The organism is Caldisalinibacter kiritimatiensis, from assembly GCF_000387765.1.
Taxonomy (GTDB): domain Bacteria; phylum Bacillota; class Clostridia; order Tissierellales; family Caldisalinibacteraceae; genus Caldisalinibacter; species Caldisalinibacter kiritimatiensis.
The window spans coordinates 16740-32437 of record NZ_ARZA01000256.1 but is presented as its reverse complement, the minus strand read 5'-3'; the positions used below and the strand labels follow the sequence as shown (position 1 = coordinate 32437).

Below are 15698 nucleotides of genomic sequence, written 5' to 3'. Positions count from 1 at the left end.
TACACCTCCATTTAAAAACACAATTTATTTATATTTATGTTCATACTTGTATGGTATATACAGCTCTGGGAATAGTGTCCCTCTTTTTAGAGCCTTTTCACAGTCATAAACCATTCCCATTACTTGAAATGGAATATATGCACGAGCTAATCTAAACTCAGGCTGCATTATAGGTTGATTACAGTTTGGATACATTTGATTTTCCATTATATTACCTCCCTATGAAGTTTTCATTTAGCACTACTATATTTTACGTATATTGTTATATGGTTGTGATTGAATGTTTAAAGGAATTGAATAAAAAAGCTTTGTATAATAAAATGTATAAAAATAACTATTATACAGAAAAAGCATATAAGGAAAAAAGAAATGCTACAATAGAACAATTAAAGGAAAAGACTTTTGAAGAAAGTGGTGAAGAATTTATATTTGAAAATATAGATTTGCTTGAACAGGAGATTTTAACAAAGGAGGAACTTGATTCTATAAAGAAATTAGTTGATACTAAAAATGCATTGAAGTCAAAGGATGATATAGAACTGATAAATAAATATATAGAGGATACGGAAGAACTTATAAAATACGAGTTAATAAGAAGAGATATTGATATAAACAACTTACAAATAGAAAAACAACTTAAGTCCACTGATGGATATAAACTAATGAGAAAGTATTTAGATACTAATAGTGAATTAATAATGGATGAACTTACTAAAAGGGGATTGTATTCAGAAGAATTATTGAGAAGGGTTAAAGTGCTTAAAAATCTTAGAGATAGTGACTTAATGCTTGACTATTTTAAGCCCGAGGACGAGATGGTAGCTAAGGAGCTTATGTATAGGAAATTACCATTAAGCAAAGAGAAAATTGTAAAGAAACTAGATAATATTAATCTTATTGAACTGTATAATGAAACACAAAATGGATTAATTGAAGAGGAGTTAAAGGAAAGGGAATTAACGGAGTTTATATAAAAATATATGGGCTGGATATAATCAGCCCATATATTTTTAAAGACTTCTATTTATTACCAAATTTAATCATTTCTTAAATCTCAAAATTCTCATTGCATTTACTACAGCTAATAGTGCTACTCCTACATCAGCAAATATCGCCTGCCACATTGAAGCCATTCCAATAGTACCTAATAATAAAACTGCTATTTTTATAGTGAGGGCAAATATTATGTTTTGCCATACTATAGTTTTTGTTTTTCTTGCTATCTTTATTGCAGTTACTATTTTAGAAGGTTCATCTGTCATTATAACAATATCAGCTACCTCTATTGCTGCATCAGACCCTAGTCCTCCCATAGCTAAACCGATATCTGCTCTAGCAATAACAGGAGCGTCATTTATACCATCTCCTATGAACATAAGTCTTTTATGTGGGGATTTTTGATTATATAAGGCTTCTAGTTTTTCAACCTTTTCGTCAGGTAAAAGTTCATAATATACTTCATCAATATTTAATTTTTCTTTAACTTTTATAGCAGTAGATTTATTATCACCTGTAAGCATCACATTCTTTTTAATTCCTAGGCTTTTTAGTTTATTTAACGCTTTAAAGGAGTCTTCTTTTATTGCATCAGCAACTACTATATATCCTGCATATTTATCATCTAATGCAATATGAACAATAGTACCTATTTCATTAACATTTTTATATTTAACACTTTGTTTCTTCATTAACTTTGCATTTCCTATTGCAATTTTTGTATTTTGTATAACTGAAATTATACCATGTCCTGGTATTTCGTTATACTTTTGTATCTTAGTTTGGTCAATAGATAAACCATAAGATTTAATAATAGATTTAGCAATAGGGTGATTAGAGTAGCTTTCAGCATAAGCTGCTAATTCTAGCAATTGTTCTTTAGTTATATTGCCATCAGGTTTTATTTTACTTACTTCAAATACTCCTTTTGTAAGAGTTCCTGTTTTATCAAATACAGCTATTTCAACATCATTTAATGCTTCTAAATAATTTCCACCTTTGACTAATATACCATTTTTAGATGCACTACCGATTCCACCAAAGAAACCTAAAGGTACTGAAAGTACAAGTCCACAAGGACAAGATACTACTAAGAATATTAAACTTCTATATAACCAATTAGAAAAAGTAGCTTCTTTGACTAAAAGGGGAGGTAAAAAAGCTATTGTTAAAGCTAATAAAACTACAATAGGTGTATAGTATCTTGAAAATCTTGTAATAAAACGTTCGGTTGGAGCTTTTTTACTACTTGCATTTTCTACTAATTCAATTATTTTTTGTGCTGTAGATTGTTCATAGTTTTTAGTTACTTTTATAGTTAATATACTGTTAGTATTAATAAAACCACTTAAAATTTCATCACCATTTCTTACTTTTCTAGGGACTGATTCACCAGTAAGCATAGATGTGTCAACGAAGGATTCTCCATCAATGATTACTCCATCTAATGGAATTTTTTCACCTGGTTTAATTACTATAATATCACCTATATTTACTTTTTCAGGTGATACCTGTTTAATCTTATCATTTAATTTTAGATTCACATAGTCAGGTCTTAGGTTTAGTAATGACTTGATAGATTTTTTAGAATTATTGACTGCGAGACCTTGTAAATACTCACCTATCTGATAAAAAAGCATAACCATTATTGCCTCTGGAAATTCTTTTATTATAAAGGCGCCAATGGTTGCAAGAGTCATAAGGAAATTTTCATCAAACAATTGTTTCTTTAATATATTTCTATAAGCATTTGATAATACTTTTCTACCTATTAGTAAGTAGCTTGTTAAATATAAAGTTAATTCAACAGGAGAGGTGAGGTTAGCAAATGTAGCTATAAGAAAGATTAATATTCCTATAATATCTAGTATAAATATTTTTAAATTAAATAAGTTATTCTCAAAGTTATTTTTAAACTCATAAGATTTATTCGTTTCTATAACTTTAACATTTGGCTCAATTTCTCTTATAATTCCTTTTGCTTTTTTAGTAATTATATCTAGGGTTTTGTTATCATAAACTTCTATTGTTAATTTACCTGTTGCAAAATTAATATTTACTTTTTTTACGTGATTTAAATTACTAATTTTATTTTCTATCTTTTGTGCACAACTGGCACATATAAGTCCATCTAATATATATTCTTTTCTAATATTTGAACTCACAACGATACCCCCTCAGCTACATTTATTTCTCGTTTATATGTTCTAGACCAGACTTAAAAATTTCTTTTATATGATTATCGTCTAGAGAATAGTATATAACTTTACCTTCCCTACGGTATTTAACAAGTCTAGCTTGCTTTAAAATTCGTAATTGATGGGACACTGCTGATTGTGTAACATCTAATAGAGCTGCTAAATCACACACGCACATTTCAGATGAAGATAAAGCATACAATATTTTAATTCTTGTATTATCACCAAAAACTTTAAAGAACTCAGCTAATTCTTTTAGTTTAGATTCTTCAGGCATAGAGTTTTTAACATTATCAACGGTATGTTGATGAATGATATTACAACTGCAAACCTCAATGTTTTTTTTCATTATCAATACCTCCTTATATGAATATATGAACAAGTATTCATATGTTAGTTATATTATATTGCTTTTAACTATAACTGTCAATAAAAAAAGACGACTAAGAAGTCGCCTTTAGGTCTAGATATTATCTATACCTGTATAGAGTAAGATATAATGATGTACCTTTAAATTCTACCTCAGCCCTATCTACCATTGCTCCTACTAGTGTGAACTCTGTGTCACTGTCGCATTCTCCTGCAAGCTCCCAGTAATATTCTTCTATTTCTTCTTGACGAGGGCTATTTAAAAGTTTTTTAAGTTCTTGAACTCTTCTATCTGTACAGTCGATGTTGTCAATTACAAAACTAATCTTAAAGTATTCATTATGGTTTTCAATATTTACATTCATTTCATTGGTGCCATGAAGAAAGCAAAAAGTAACTAGTTCATCAAGAATTTTAGATATTCTTTTAATCTCATGTTTCATAATCTAATCTCCCTTCCTAAATGCATCAATTATGGGAACTAACATTGAAGCAACTATACCACCTGAAAATCCGTTATTATAAAGATTTAATCCTCCGTGTAAATAACCTACGTTCATAACAAGAGATAAATGGAAAAATCCAGCTAAAATACCACTGAACCATCCATATTCCCCTGCAATAGGAGCTAAAGTAGTACCAAATAATCCAGCTATAATTAAAGCAGTTGAATTAGTTTCCCAAATTCCAGTCATACCTGCCAGATATACACCTACCAGAATAGGGATACAGTTTCTAGGATGTTTACCAAAGGCTGAAAAACCGACTATTGTTAATAAGCCACCGATTACAGGTCCATTTACCACTCCATTAGATATTATAACATAAATCATACCTATAAGGCCCATAATACCCATATTAATTAATGTAATACCTATACCAACTAGATGGGTAAAGTCAGTAATAAGTCTTCCTGTAAACCATAATATATCACTATAACCCTTAAAGCTTCTGTTGTTTAGAAAATAACCTATGACTATTAAAATTATAAAAAATGAAGTAAGAAATATCTTTAAAATCAAGTCATATTCTGAGGATAGTATTAATGTACTTTCTCCTATAAAACCATAGCTTTTCATTATTGACATTATTATAGCTCCAATAAAACCAGCAGTAAACCCTATATTATAAAGACTATATCCATCATGGGTTCTTAAGAAATGTGATGAAAGTGGTGGTAGTACGAAACCTACTAAAATACCAACTGATACACCTAAAATTATATTAAATGGGAATGGTAAATTAGTGCCATAAGCTATTTCATTTACTAAAGGAGCTAAAGCAGTACCAAACATAGATACTATAGCTACGTTTTTGAATTTTCTACCTTGATATTTTGTATAAATAAATCCACCAAGATATATAGCCCATACATTAAATAAATTCTTACCAAAAAAAGCAAATCCAGCTATAATAAATATCGCTGCCATTGAAATACCATTAACACTTATATTGTTTTTTCGTAAAATATAAATGTTCAATAATGTTAATATTGCAGAGTTGAAAAAGGCAGCTCCTATTCCACCCACCTTTATATAATCAGTCAATAATATATCAGGATGTATTATTATTTTATAAAGTCCTTTAATGATATCTACAGGAGTATCAAAAACAAATGCTAATACTAGCATCGATAAAGGTAAAATCATAAGGACTGAAATTTTCTGTTTTTCAGTTAATTGTTTAGTATTAAGTTTTGTTTTCAGCAAAACTACACCCTCCTATGATATATTTGTAAGTTTATATATATTATCTTTATTTAATTAGCAATTATGAAAAAAGAAGGATAATGAATAAAGTATCTATGATAAGATATGATATAGATAGAGAAGAAATGCATTTTACAAATAAAGAGGACGTTAATAAAATAAGAAAAAATAAGAATAAATTAGGTAAAATAATGAAAAGGTTTGCTGATTCCATTGTAACATACAAAACGAATAAAAGAAATAAAAAATATAAATTTGACAATTTTTTAATCATATCGTAATATTACAATATAAAGATTATATTGAATTATATCGAGGTGATGAGCCATTAAAGAGATAATTGATTTAAGAAGAGAACTAGAGAAAAAAGCAGAAATACTTAAAGCGATTTCTCATCCGATTAGATTGTGTATTGTAAAGAAACTTTCAGAAGAAAATGGTTGTAATGTTACTAATATGCAGAATTGTTTAGGAGCACCGCAATCTACAGTATCACAGCATTTGGCAAAATTAAAGGCAGCAGGGATTGTTGAAGGTAGAAGAAATGGTGTTGAGATATACTATTATTTAACTAATGAAGAGGTTAGAAAAATTATTGAAGTTTTCTTGTAGAGCATATTAATCTTTTAATATGCTCGAAATTGTTTATTTTTTAACAAGAATATTCAAATATTCTAATATACAAATGAAAGGGCAGGTGGAGAAGATGGAAAAAAGTATTAATTGTTGATGGAGCTGCTGAAGAGTCAAATATAAATCTATTTATTTATTTCATATATCACTTGTTTAATATATAACATATTGGGTACATATATGTTGTATATTAACATGGAGAATATGAAGGGGGTTTTTTATAATGAATGCAATGACAGCAGAAAATTTAAGATCAGCTTTTGGAGGAGAAAGTCAAGCTCATATGAGATATAGAGTATGGGCTAAAAAAGCAGAGGAAGAGGGATTTAAAAATGTAGCAACACTTTTCAGAGCTATATCTTATGCAGAAGAAGTTCATGCAAGTAACCACTTTGAAGCTTTAAAGGATGAAAAAGGTGACTTTTTAGTTGCATCTGGATCAGGTTTTGGGTTAGGAACTACTTCAGAAAATTTACAAGCTGCAGCAGATGGTGAAATGTTCGAAGTAGAGCAAATGTATCCAGCATATAAAGCAGTAGCAGAAATGCAAGGAGAAAAATTGGCAGCTAGGTTTATGCATTATGCTCTAGAAGCAGAAAAGACACATGCAGAGCTTTATTTAAAAGCAAAAGACTCAGTGGATGAAGGAAAAGATTTTAACATAGATAGTGTGCATGTTTGTGAGATTTGTGGGTATACTACAATAGATGAGGCTCCTGATGTATGCCCAGTATGTGGTGCAAAGATAGAGAAATTTAAGGCATTTAGTGAATAAGAGTTCTATTGAAATATTCAAAAAATATTGAAAAATAAATGAAAGTTATGATAAAATATAGTAAGTGATAAATGTAAGGAGGGTTAGTGGTGCAAGTTCTAGTTAATATAGCTTTAGACAGACTTCCAGCTTCACATTCAGCTATAACATTTATTCAACAAGACCTTGGGATTAGTATGTCTAAAAGCAAATATTATGTTAACTTAGAACGAGTAAGTAATCTTTACCACTAGCTTAGTTATTAAATTTAACTGTATAAAATTAAGCTAGAAATTTGGCCTAGGTAAAGTATGAATTACCTAGGCTTTTTTATTTATATTTTTATGCATTGTATATAAGTTCTTTTAAGCCTAGGTAGAGATTTACTCACCTAGGCTATTTTTGCAAAAAAGGAGGAACAAAAATGATAGAGTTTAATTTAAATTCAATACAAAAATACTATGGAGCAAATAAAGTGCTTGATGATATTAACTTTGAAGTTAATACTGGAGAAAAAATAGGAATTGTTGGTGTGAATGGTACTGGTAAGACTACTATATTTAAAATAATTTCAGGAAGAGAAGGGTATGATGGAGGAATATTATCGATAAAAAAAGGCTCTGTAATAGGTTATATTGACCAGATACCAGACTATCCCAAAAGCTATTCAGTTATGGATGTATTAAAAACTGCATTTAAAGAATTATTTAGCATAAAAAAAGAGATGCAAAATTTAGAAGAAAAAATGTCAGCAGTTAAAGAGTCAGAGTTAGAAAAAATAATGAAGAGATATAGTAATTTACAAATTAAATTTGAAAACAATGGTGGATATGAAATAGAAGAGAAGTTAAATAGGATTTGTACGGGCTTAAGATTTAGTGAAGAGTTTAAAAAAAGGAAGTTTGACACTTTAAGTGGAGGTGAAAAAACTACTGTAATTTTAGGAAAGACTTTATTACAGAGTCCTGATGTTTTACTTTTGGATGAGCCAACTAATCACTTAGATATCGAATCAATTGAATGGTTGGAAAGCTTTTTACAAGACTATAAAGGTACAGTTTTAATTATATCCCACGATAGATATTTTCTTGATAAAGTAGTTCAGAAGATAATTGAGATTGAAGGTGGGAAGGCCCATGTGTATAATGGAAATTATTCTTATTATATAGAAGAAAAAGAAAGACGACTTCTAGCTCAAATGCAAGCATATAAAAATCAGCAGAAAAAGATAAAAGCCATGGAGGAAGCTATAAAAAGGTTTAGAGATTGGGGTTCTAGGGCAGATAATGAAGATATGTTTAAAAAAGCGAAAAATATGGAAAAGAGAATAGAAAAAATGGATAAAATAGATAAACCTATATTAGAGAAAAATAAAATTAAGCTTGACTTTTCAACTGATAATAGAACAGGCAAAGAAGTTATATATATACAGGGATTAAAGAAAAAATTCAAAGATAAAGTTATATTAGAAGATGTAGATTTACTTGTATTGAAAAAAGAAAAAGTAGGGTTACTAGGTAAAAATGGAAGTGGGAAATCCACTTTATTAAAAATAATATTGAAGGAGTACTCTATTGACGAAGGTGAAATAAAAATAGGGCCAAGTATAAAGATAGGTTATCTTGAACAAGAGGTAACTTTTGAAGATGAAGAACACACAGTATTACAAGCCTTTAGACATGTTGCTCCTATGATTGAAGGAAAAGCAAGAAATATATTGGCGAAATTTTTATTCTGCGGTGAAGATGTATTTAAAAAAGTAAAGACTTTATCTGGTGGTGAAAGAACTAGACTAAAATTATGTCAGCTAATGCATCAAGACATAAATACATTAATATTAGATGAACCTACTAATCATTTAGATATTGATTCAAAAGAAATATTAGAAAAAGCTTTATTGGAATATGATGGTACTATAGTATTTGTATCCCATGATAGATATTTTATCAATAAAATTGCTGAAAGGATTGTTGAAATAGAAGATAAAAAGCTAGTAAATTATAAAGGAAATTATGATTACTATAAAAGAGAAAAGGGAAAACAACATACATTTAACAAACAAGATTATAGAAGTGAAAAGAGAAAAAAGAAAAAGAAATTAAGTGATAAAAACCAAAAAATCAGAACTCATTATAATAAAAAAGTAAGTAATTTAGAAAAAGAAATAAAAGAGGTAGAAAAATTATTGAAAGCAAAGGATAATCAAATGCTTCAACATGCCACGGATTATGACAAACTACAAAGGTTACACAAAGAAAAGGAACAAATACAACATAAGTTAGATAGCTTATTAGAGCAATGGGTTGAGTTAAACGAAAAAATGTCGAAAAATAAAAAATAAAAAATATAAAATAAATTTTCGAAAAATAAAGGAAATTCGCGATTAGAATAGAATATATAACTTAGATATACAACAAAATTTGGTTATGTAGGTGATAGTATGCAGATAAAAGAGATTGAAAGTTTTTTAGAACAGATAAAATCAGTAATATCGTGTAAGGTTATTGTAGATAAAGAAGACAATATTGAAGAAATTCATATCTTATCAGATATAAACAGAAGCCCTAAACAGGTATCACGGGATATTCAATCGGGATTAATTTCAAAATTTGGTATAGATATAGACCATAAAAAGATATCGATTGCACAAATTGACGAAAAATCTGTTGCTGAAAGGAATTTTAGATTAAAGATTAAAACTATAGAATATACAACATCAGGATATAAAGGTAAGGTAAAGGTTGTATTAGAAAAAGATGAAGAGTTGTTTATAGGTGAGACTTCAGGACCGAATACTAAATACAATTCACAGCGTATGATTGCTTCTGCAACACTAAAAGCTGTAGAGAAGTTTTTAAGTATTGAAAATAATTTAATTTTAGAGGATATAAAAATAACTTCATTAGCGGGAAGAGAAGTAGTGGTAACCGCTATTTCTTTCATTTCAGACTATGGAGAACAGTTATTTAGTGGATGTTCAATAGTGAATAGAGATATAAAGGAAGCAGTAGTAAAATCAACTTTAGATGCCATTAATAGAAGGATTGTTAAGCATCATTGCTAATAAGGCCGGCTCACATATATAAACTAAAATTAACTTAAAGTTATAAAAGAAAATACATAGCGTAGCGAGTATAGCCTGCTGACCTAGCGTATTAGCAGAGCATCAGAATAAAGGGGGCTATATAAATGAAAAAAATACTTATGGTATTAGTAAGCTTATTAGCACTAGTATTAGCTAGTGGAGCTAATTGGACATGGATTTAATATTTACTTAGTAAATACATAAAGATAAAGAGCCGGTCTTTATTTTAGGGAGGATTAGTTATGTTGAAAATTTCTAAAAAAGTATCTATGTATATAATATGTATGTTTATAAGTTCTTTAATTTTATTATTTTATATTGTAAATAAATATAGCTTACCTAATCTTGATATTTTATTATTTTGGACAATATTATCAGTAATAGCAGAATCATTGATAGTTGTATTACCAAGTGGAGCAGGACTATCAGTAGGGTTTGCTATAAGTTTAGCAACTATTGTTGCAGAAGGTCCTTTAGCTGCAGTTTTGGTTACATCAATTGGTATTACATTACGAATTGCAAAAGTTAAAAATAGAGGATTTATTCATATATTTAATACACCTATTTATAAAACAATTTTCAATATATCCCAGAGTATTATTGTTACTGGAATTTCAGGAATTTTATATTTTTATGTAAACGAACAATTATATAAGGAAATAGTTGATTTTTCTTTATTTACTATTATAGTTGTAATATTAGTACATACATTATTGAATACTATTTTGTTATCAATACTATTTACTTTAATAAAAGAGGAGAAGTTTATAAAGAATTGGCTTAACAATGTGAAAGGTGTATATTTAAGTGCGTTTGCTGTAGGAACACTTGGAGTAATAATAGCATTAGCATATATAAGCTATGGTTCAGGTGCAGTTTTATTATTCTTTGGTCCATTACTATTAGCAAGATACTCATTTAAATTATATATGGATACAAAGCATATGTATATAGAGACTATACATGCTTTAACCAAAACAATAGAAGCAAAAGATTCTTATACAAGTGGACATGCCTGCAGAGTTGCTGAATATTCAGTGAAACTAGCAAAGGCTTTAAACTTATCCGATAGAAAAATAGAAAATATTAAAACAGCTGCACTTTTACATGACATAGGGAAAATAGGTATAGATGATGAAATCTTAAAAAAGCCAGGGAAGCTTACAGATGTTGAATATAACATGATTAAGCAGCACCCAGTAATAGGCTCAGATATATTAAAGGACGTAGACTTTTTAGATGAAGTTGCAAAGATTATTAAATATCATCATGAAAGATATGATGGTAGAGGTTATCCAGAAGGATTAAAAGCAGATAAAATACCCCTAGAAGCTGCTATACTATCGATAGCAGATGTATATGATGCTATGACTACCGACAGACCATATAGAGGGGCACTTACAAAGGAGAAGGCAATAAAGGAAATAAAAGAAAATTCTGGTACACAGTTTCATCCTAAATTGACAGATGCTTTTATTAAAATTATAAGACAAGAAATTAGTAAGGAGTTGCTTGAAAATGTTGGTTGAATCGATGGCTACTTCAGTTATTGTAGGTAAAGCAAGAGGAGGAAAGGTAAAAAATATTGAAAAAATAAATATAAAAGCATGGTACCTTTTTATTTTAGGTTTTATATTAGAATTTACATCAGTTTATTTATATAGTAATAAAATAGGGAATTTTACTAAAATCATTGATAATTATTTTATATACATACATGGTTTTTCATACTTATTGATATTTATTGGACTCATACTTAATTTTAATAAAAAATCTTTGGTGTTAGTGTTTATAGGTACTTTATTAAACTTTATTGTAATCACGGCAAATGGTGGACAAATGCCTGTTTCTGGAGCTGGTCTTGAAAATTTAGGATTAATGGACCAACTAAATATGCTTAAACAAGAATCAATAGCAACTCATACATTAGTTACAGATAGTTCAAAATTAGTTTTCTTAGGGGACATTATACCAATACCTAAACCTTATCCATTACCTAAAATGATAAGTATAGGTGATATTTTTATTGCACTTGGTATATTCTTTTTTTTACAGGGAGCTATGGTTAATAGAAAATTATCAAAGCACAAGCCTAATATGATAAGATTTCAATATAAAAGCAAAAATATGTAACGGTAAACGACCTACAATGGTCGTTTTTTATATAAAGTAATTATTATAAAAATAAGGAGACTAGCTAACATTTTATGGTATAATGATAATGTTTGAAAAAAGAGTGTAGAGGAGGAATTTATATGTATCCTTTAAAGTTCGAAAATATATATTGCGAAAAAGTTTGGGGAAGTAGAGACCTAGAAAGCTTTAGGGATAATTTACCTGAAGGTAAAATAGGTGAAAGCTGGGATGTAGCATGCCATAAAAATGGTACTAGTGTGATATCAAATGGCGAGCATAAAGGCATGAGACTAGATGACCTTATTAAAGAAAAGGGTCAAGAGCTAGTAGGTAGTAAGATTTCTACTGAATGGTTTCCATTATTAATAAAATTATTAAATACTAGTGGTAAGTTATCAGTACAAGTGCATCCTGACGATGAATATGCTAGAAAAGTTGAAGGAGATATGGGTAAGACAGAAGTTTGGTATGTAGTAGACGCAAAAGAAGATGCTAAACTAATTTTAGGAACAAATAATTGTACAAAAGCAGAATTTGAACAGGCTATTAATAATGGTAACCCAGAAGAATATATGAATGTGGTAAAAGTAAAAAAAGGTGATGTATATTTAATTAAAAGTGGATTAATACATACTATGGGAGAGGGCCTAATAATTGCAGAAATTCAGCAAAATAGTGATACTACATATAGAGTATATGATTATGGTAGAGGTAGAGAGTTGCATATAGAAAAGGCTTTAGATGTTATTGATTTTGAGCTGCAAGGAAAGAAGAGCGAAGGATTAACTGTAAAGAAATCTGGTTATAGCAAAACTTACTATTGCTTAAATGAACACTTTGCATTAGAATTATATGATGTACATACAAGTTTTGCAGAAAAAAGTGATAAAGAAAGGTTTTATATATTTACTTGTGTAGAAGGCGAAGGGAAAATTAAGTATAGAAATGGAATAGAAGAAATAAAAATGGGGGACAGCTTATTAATTCCAGCTACTTTAGGAGAATATGAAGTAATAGGGAAGATGAAACTATTAAAAAGCTATGTACCAGATGTTGAAAAAGTAGAAAGAGAAATATTAAATGTTGCTAAATAAATGTGGTAAAGGTAGTTGAAAATTCGATTTTCAACTACCTTCTTTATTTATAAATAATTACCACATTAATAAGTGAAATATTATTAACTTTGAAAACTAGAAAAGAACAAAGGGTTATGATATTATTTTATAATAGAAAGTCAATCTATTTATTTATAGACTACCACAATAATAATTTAGTTTCATATAAATAGACTTTTGAGGTGTTAAAAATGAATGATGTTCCTAACTCTAGATGTTGGGAAATTATAAACATATTACTAAATGAAGTTGAGCCAATAACAATAAATAACATAGCAAAGAAATTGGATGTTTCAAATAAAACTATAAGAAATGACCTTAAGCATATTGAAGAATACTTTGAATGTGGTAAATATGGAAAGCTTATAAAGAAGCCTAGAGTAGGAGTTTGGTTGGAAGCTAATCAAGAAGAGAGAATATTACTTAGAGAAGCAATTAGTAAAAGTAAAGTATATATTCAACCTTATTCTTCAGAAGAAAGACAGTTATATATAACTAAGAGGTTATTATTATCAAACGAATCTATTACAATGCAGCTTTTAGCAGATGAGCTTTATGTAAGTAGAGTTACTATATATAAGGATTTAGAAGAAGTAGAGAAATGGCTAGAAAAATATAATCTTAAGCTTTTAAGAAAGCAGAATTATGGAATAGAAGTAGTAGGAGATGAAAAGAACTGGAGAAAAGCAGCAGCAGATTTATTAGTTTTACTTAAAAACGATGAAGAAATAAAAAATATTTTGCAAAATCAAGATAATTTTGAAAAAGTAGATAGTAGAATAAGTAGAGAAGACTATGAATATATAAAAAAAGTTTTTTCAGATATAGATATAAGAAAAATAGAGGATATATTGTCAGAAGCAGAGAAGAAAATGGAGTTTTTATTAACAGATGAAGCATTTGCAGGGTTAATAGCTCATATAGCAATAGGAATTAAGAGAATAAAACAGAATAAAGATATAGATATGGAGTCAAAGCAGCTGTCAGTAATTAAAGAGAAAAAAGAATACGAAATAGCAGCGTGGATAGCAAAAAAAATAGAGAAAGAGTTTGATATAGAAGTACCAGAACCAGAAGTAGGATATATTTCATTACACGTTTTAGGAGCTAAAATAAAAGAAAATTTTCATTCGAATGAAGTTAATGATGTATTAAAAAATGTTGACTCTAATATTTTAGAGCTGGCAAAAGAAATAGTAGAATTAATTGGAAACATTCTATCTGTGGATTTTACTAAAGATAAAAAGCTGCTAGCGGGATTAGCATTACATTTAAGGCCTGCAATAAATAGACTTAAATATGGTTTAAGCTTAAGAAATCCTTTATTAGACGATATAAAGAATAATTACCCTAGTGTATTTGGTGCAGCTTGGGCAACAAGTGTACTGTTTGAAAAGTTTTTTGGTGTTAAAGTTACTGAAGAAGAGATAGGGTATTTATCTATACACATAGGAGCAGCTTTAGAAAGATTAAATAAAAAAACAAGAGCAATAGTTGTGTGTAGTAGCGGGATAGGAACAGCGCAACTTGTTGCTGTTAGATTAGAAAAAGAAATACATGGATTAGAGATTGTAGACATTACTTCAGTGCATGAGGTTGATAAGATAAATCCCAAGGACTTTGATATAGTCATAACTACAATACCTTTTAAATACACGTCAAAACCAACAGTTCAAATTAGTGTGTTTGTAAATGCAAACGATATAGAAAGAGTAAAAAAATATATAAAGAATGTAGAAAACACTAGGAAATTTGATAAAGAAATCATAGAAAGCAAAGAAAATAGTTTGTTTAATCAAGAGCTAATTTTTTCAAAGATGAATGCAAGTAGTAGAGAAGAAGTTATAAATAGATTAGGGGATGAACTAGTAAATAAAGGATTTGTAGAGAAGGGATATATAGAAACAGTTTTAGATAGAGAAAAGGTTACATCAACCGCAGTAGGAAAAGGGGTGGCTATACCCCATGGAAATGAGAAATTAGTCCATCGACCTTCAATTGCAATAGCGACTCTTAATGAGCCGATAGATTGGTCAGGAGAAAAGGTGGATATAGTGTTTCTGCTTGCTCTTGGTTTTGAGGCAAGTAATGAAATAAGGAAATTTTTTAAAAGCTTTTATTCTATGTTAGACAATGTAGATATTTTAAATACAATAAGAGATAGCAAGACATCTGAGCAAATTTATGAGGTGCTACTAGAGAGGAAGAGCTAGATGAGTAAGCTTATTAATGAACACTTAATAAAGTTAGATGTAAGTGAGAGTAGCAAAAGAAAAGTAATAATAGAATTAGCAGAGCTAATAAATGTTCAAAATAGACTGTATAATCTTGATGGTTATTTATCAGAAGTTTTTAGAAGGGAAAGGCTTTCTACTACAGGGATTGGATATGGAATAGCTATCCCCCACGGAAAATGTAAAGATGTAAAAAAACCTACTATTGCCTTTGGTAGATTAAAAAAAGGTGTAGATTGGGATTCAGTTGATGGTAAGCCTGTAAACTTAGTATTTCTATTAGCAGTACCACAAGAAACTGATTCTAAACAGCATTTAGAAACAATATCTGCATTGTCAAGAAAGTTAGTTAATGAAGAGTTTAGACATGCTCTTTTATCAATAGATAGCAAGGATAAATTTATTAGTTTATTTAATTCTATATTTAAGGACAGATAGTAAAGTATAACGATATTAGGTTATTGGATGA

The 15698-nt window shown here is 29.0% G+C and carries 17 protein-coding genes; 12 read left to right on the top strand and 5 right to left on the bottom strand.

The genetic code is table 11. The annotated features are described in order from the left end of the window. Positions 1-24: 24 nt before the first annotated feature. The gene (locus tag L21TH_RS11510; protein ID WP_006316489.1) at positions 25-207 is read right to left on the bottom strand and encodes a spore coat associated protein CotJA; all 183 of its coding nucleotides are present in this window, start codon (positions 205-207) and stop codon (positions 25-27) included. Positions 208-266: 59 nt separating this feature from the next. Between L21TH_RS11510 and L21TH_RS11505 the strand changes: the two genes are divergently transcribed. After that, positions 267-974 (top strand): hypothetical protein, encoded by a 708-nt coding sequence (locus L21TH_RS11505; RefSeq protein WP_006316487.1) that lies wholly within the window; start codon positions 267-269, stop codon positions 972-974. Between the two features lie 66 nt (positions 975-1040). Here the strand turns inward: L21TH_RS11505 and L21TH_RS11500 are convergent, their stop codons facing one another. The 4 genes from L21TH_RS11500 to L21TH_RS11485 all read right to left on the bottom strand — a co-directional run bounded on the left by L21TH_RS11500 (position 1041) and on the right by L21TH_RS11485 (position 5272). Then, entirely contained in the window at positions 1041-3161 is a 2121-nt protein-coding gene (locus tag L21TH_RS11500) for a heavy metal translocating P-type ATPase (RefSeq protein WP_006316485.1), read from the bottom strand. Positions 3162-3183: 22 nt separating this feature from the next. Then, the gene (locus L21TH_RS11495; RefSeq protein WP_006316483.1) at positions 3184-3543 is read right to left on the bottom strand and encodes an ArsR/SmtB family transcription factor; all 360 of its coding nucleotides are present in this window, start codon (positions 3541-3543) and stop codon (positions 3184-3186) included. Positions 3544-3664: 121 nt separating this feature from the next. Continuing rightward, positions 3665-4006, bottom strand: coding sequence for a hypothetical protein (locus L21TH_RS11490; protein ID WP_006316481.1), 342 nt, complete (start codon positions 4004-4006; stop codon positions 3665-3667). Between the two features lie 3 nt (positions 4007-4009). After that, complete coding sequence (locus L21TH_RS11485) at positions 4010-5272, bottom strand: DUF1576 domain-containing protein (RefSeq protein ID WP_006316479.1); 1263 nt, start codon at positions 5270-5272, stop codon at positions 4010-4012. Between the two features lie 80 nt (positions 5273-5352). Here L21TH_RS11485 and L21TH_RS11480 point away from each other — a divergent pair, with 80 nt between their 5' ends. From L21TH_RS11480 to L21TH_RS11435, 11 genes are all read left to right on the top strand, one after another. Beyond that, the gene (locus L21TH_RS11480) at positions 5353-5553 is read left to right on the top strand and encodes a hypothetical protein (RefSeq protein WP_006316474.1); all 201 of its coding nucleotides are present in this window, start codon (positions 5353-5355) and stop codon (positions 5551-5553) included. A 46-nt stretch (positions 5554-5599) separates the two neighbouring features. Further along, complete coding sequence (locus L21TH_RS11475) at positions 5600-5884, top strand: ArsR/SmtB family transcription factor (protein WP_341349763.1); 285 nt, start codon at positions 5600-5602, stop codon at positions 5882-5884. Between the two features lie 244 nt (positions 5885-6128). Continuing rightward, the gene (locus tag L21TH_RS11470) at positions 6129-6680 is read left to right on the top strand and encodes a rubrerythrin family protein (protein ID WP_006316469.1); all 552 of its coding nucleotides are present in this window, start codon (positions 6129-6131) and stop codon (positions 6678-6680) included. An 89-nt stretch (positions 6681-6769) separates the two neighbouring features. Beyond that, positions 6770-6913, top strand: a complete 144-nt coding sequence (locus L21TH_RS14375) for a hypothetical protein (protein ID WP_155848378.1) — start codon at positions 6770-6772, stop codon at positions 6911-6913. 170 nt (positions 6914-7083) lie between these two features. Then, positions 7084-9000, top strand: a complete 1917-nt coding sequence (abc-f, locus tag L21TH_RS11465; protein ID WP_006316467.1) for a ribosomal protection-like ABC-F family protein — start codon at positions 7084-7086, stop codon at positions 8998-9000. A gap of 99 nt (positions 9001-9099) precedes the next feature. Continuing rightward, a complete protein-coding gene (locus L21TH_RS11460) occupies positions 9100-9723 on the top strand; it encodes a hypothetical protein (RefSeq protein WP_006316466.1) in 624 nt (207 codons plus the stop codon). Between the two features lie 263 nt (positions 9724-9986). After that, a complete protein-coding gene (locus tag L21TH_RS11455) occupies positions 9987-11273 on the top strand; it encodes an HD-GYP domain-containing protein (protein ID WP_006316465.1) in 1287 nt (428 codons plus the stop codon). Next, the gene (locus L21TH_RS11450) at positions 11263-11877 is read left to right on the top strand and encodes a DUF5317 domain-containing protein (protein ID WP_006316464.1); all 615 of its coding nucleotides are present in this window, start codon (positions 11263-11265) and stop codon (positions 11875-11877) included. The genes L21TH_RS11455 and L21TH_RS11450 overlap by 11 nt, the downstream gene beginning before the upstream one ends. Before the next feature lie 122 nt (positions 11878-11999). Continuing rightward, complete coding sequence (locus L21TH_RS11445) at positions 12000-12974, top strand: type I phosphomannose isomerase catalytic subunit (RefSeq protein WP_006316463.1); 975 nt, start codon at positions 12000-12002, stop codon at positions 12972-12974. A gap of 212 nt (positions 12975-13186) precedes the next feature. Beyond that, positions 13187-15208: a BglG family transcription antiterminator gene (locus tag L21TH_RS11440; protein WP_006316462.1), complete on the top strand. Its 2022-nt coding sequence runs from the start codon at positions 13187-13189 to the stop codon at positions 15206-15208. Next, positions 15209-15667 (top strand): PTS sugar transporter subunit IIA, encoded by a 459-nt coding sequence (locus L21TH_RS11435; protein WP_006316461.1) that lies wholly within the window; start codon positions 15209-15211, stop codon positions 15665-15667. Positions 15668-15698 lie beyond the last annotated feature (31 nt).

What these genes read in the sequence shown, in the direction of transcription:
- L21TH_RS11510 (WP_006316489.1), bottom strand. Translation starts at nt 207, where the DNA reads ATGGAAAATCAAATGTATCCAAACTGTAATCAACCTATAATGCAGCCT.
- L21TH_RS11505 (WP_006316487.1), top strand. Translation starts at nt 267, where the DNA reads ATGGTTGTGATTGAATGTTTAAAGGAATTGAATAAAAAAGCTTTGTAT.
- L21TH_RS11495 (WP_006316483.1), bottom strand. Translation starts at nt 3,543, where the DNA reads ATGAAAAAAAACATTGAGGTTTGCAGTTGTAATATCATTCATCAACAT.
- L21TH_RS11490 (WP_006316481.1), bottom strand. Translation starts at nt 4,006, where the DNA reads ATGAAACATGAGATTAAAAGAATATCTAAAATTCTTGATGAACTAGTT.
- L21TH_RS11480 (WP_006316474.1), top strand. Translation starts at nt 5,353, where the DNA reads ATGAATAAAGTATCTATGATAAGATATGATATAGATAGAGAAGAAATG.
- L21TH_RS11470 (WP_006316469.1), top strand. Translation starts at nt 6,129, where the DNA reads ATGAATGCAATGACAGCAGAAAATTTAAGATCAGCTTTTGGAGGAGAA.
- abc-f (WP_006316467.1), top strand. Translation starts at nt 7,084, where the DNA reads ATGATAGAGTTTAATTTAAATTCAATACAAAAATACTATGGAGCAAAT.
- L21TH_RS11460 (WP_006316466.1), top strand. Translation starts at nt 9,100, where the DNA reads ATGCAGATAAAAGAGATTGAAAGTTTTTTAGAACAGATAAAATCAGTA.
- L21TH_RS11455 (WP_006316465.1), top strand. Translation starts at nt 9,987, where the DNA reads ATGTTGAAAATTTCTAAAAAAGTATCTATGTATATAATATGTATGTTT.
- L21TH_RS11450 (WP_006316464.1), top strand. Translation starts at nt 11,263, where the DNA reads ATGTTGGTTGAATCGATGGCTACTTCAGTTATTGTAGGTAAAGCAAGA.
- L21TH_RS11445 (WP_006316463.1), top strand. Translation starts at nt 12,000, where the DNA reads ATGTATCCTTTAAAGTTCGAAAATATATATTGCGAAAAAGTTTGGGGA.
- L21TH_RS11440 (WP_006316462.1), top strand. Translation starts at nt 13,187, where the DNA reads ATGAATGATGTTCCTAACTCTAGATGTTGGGAAATTATAAACATATTA.
- L21TH_RS11435 (WP_006316461.1), top strand. Translation starts at nt 15,209, where the DNA reads ATGAGTAAGCTTATTAATGAACACTTAATAAAGTTAGATGTAAGTGAG.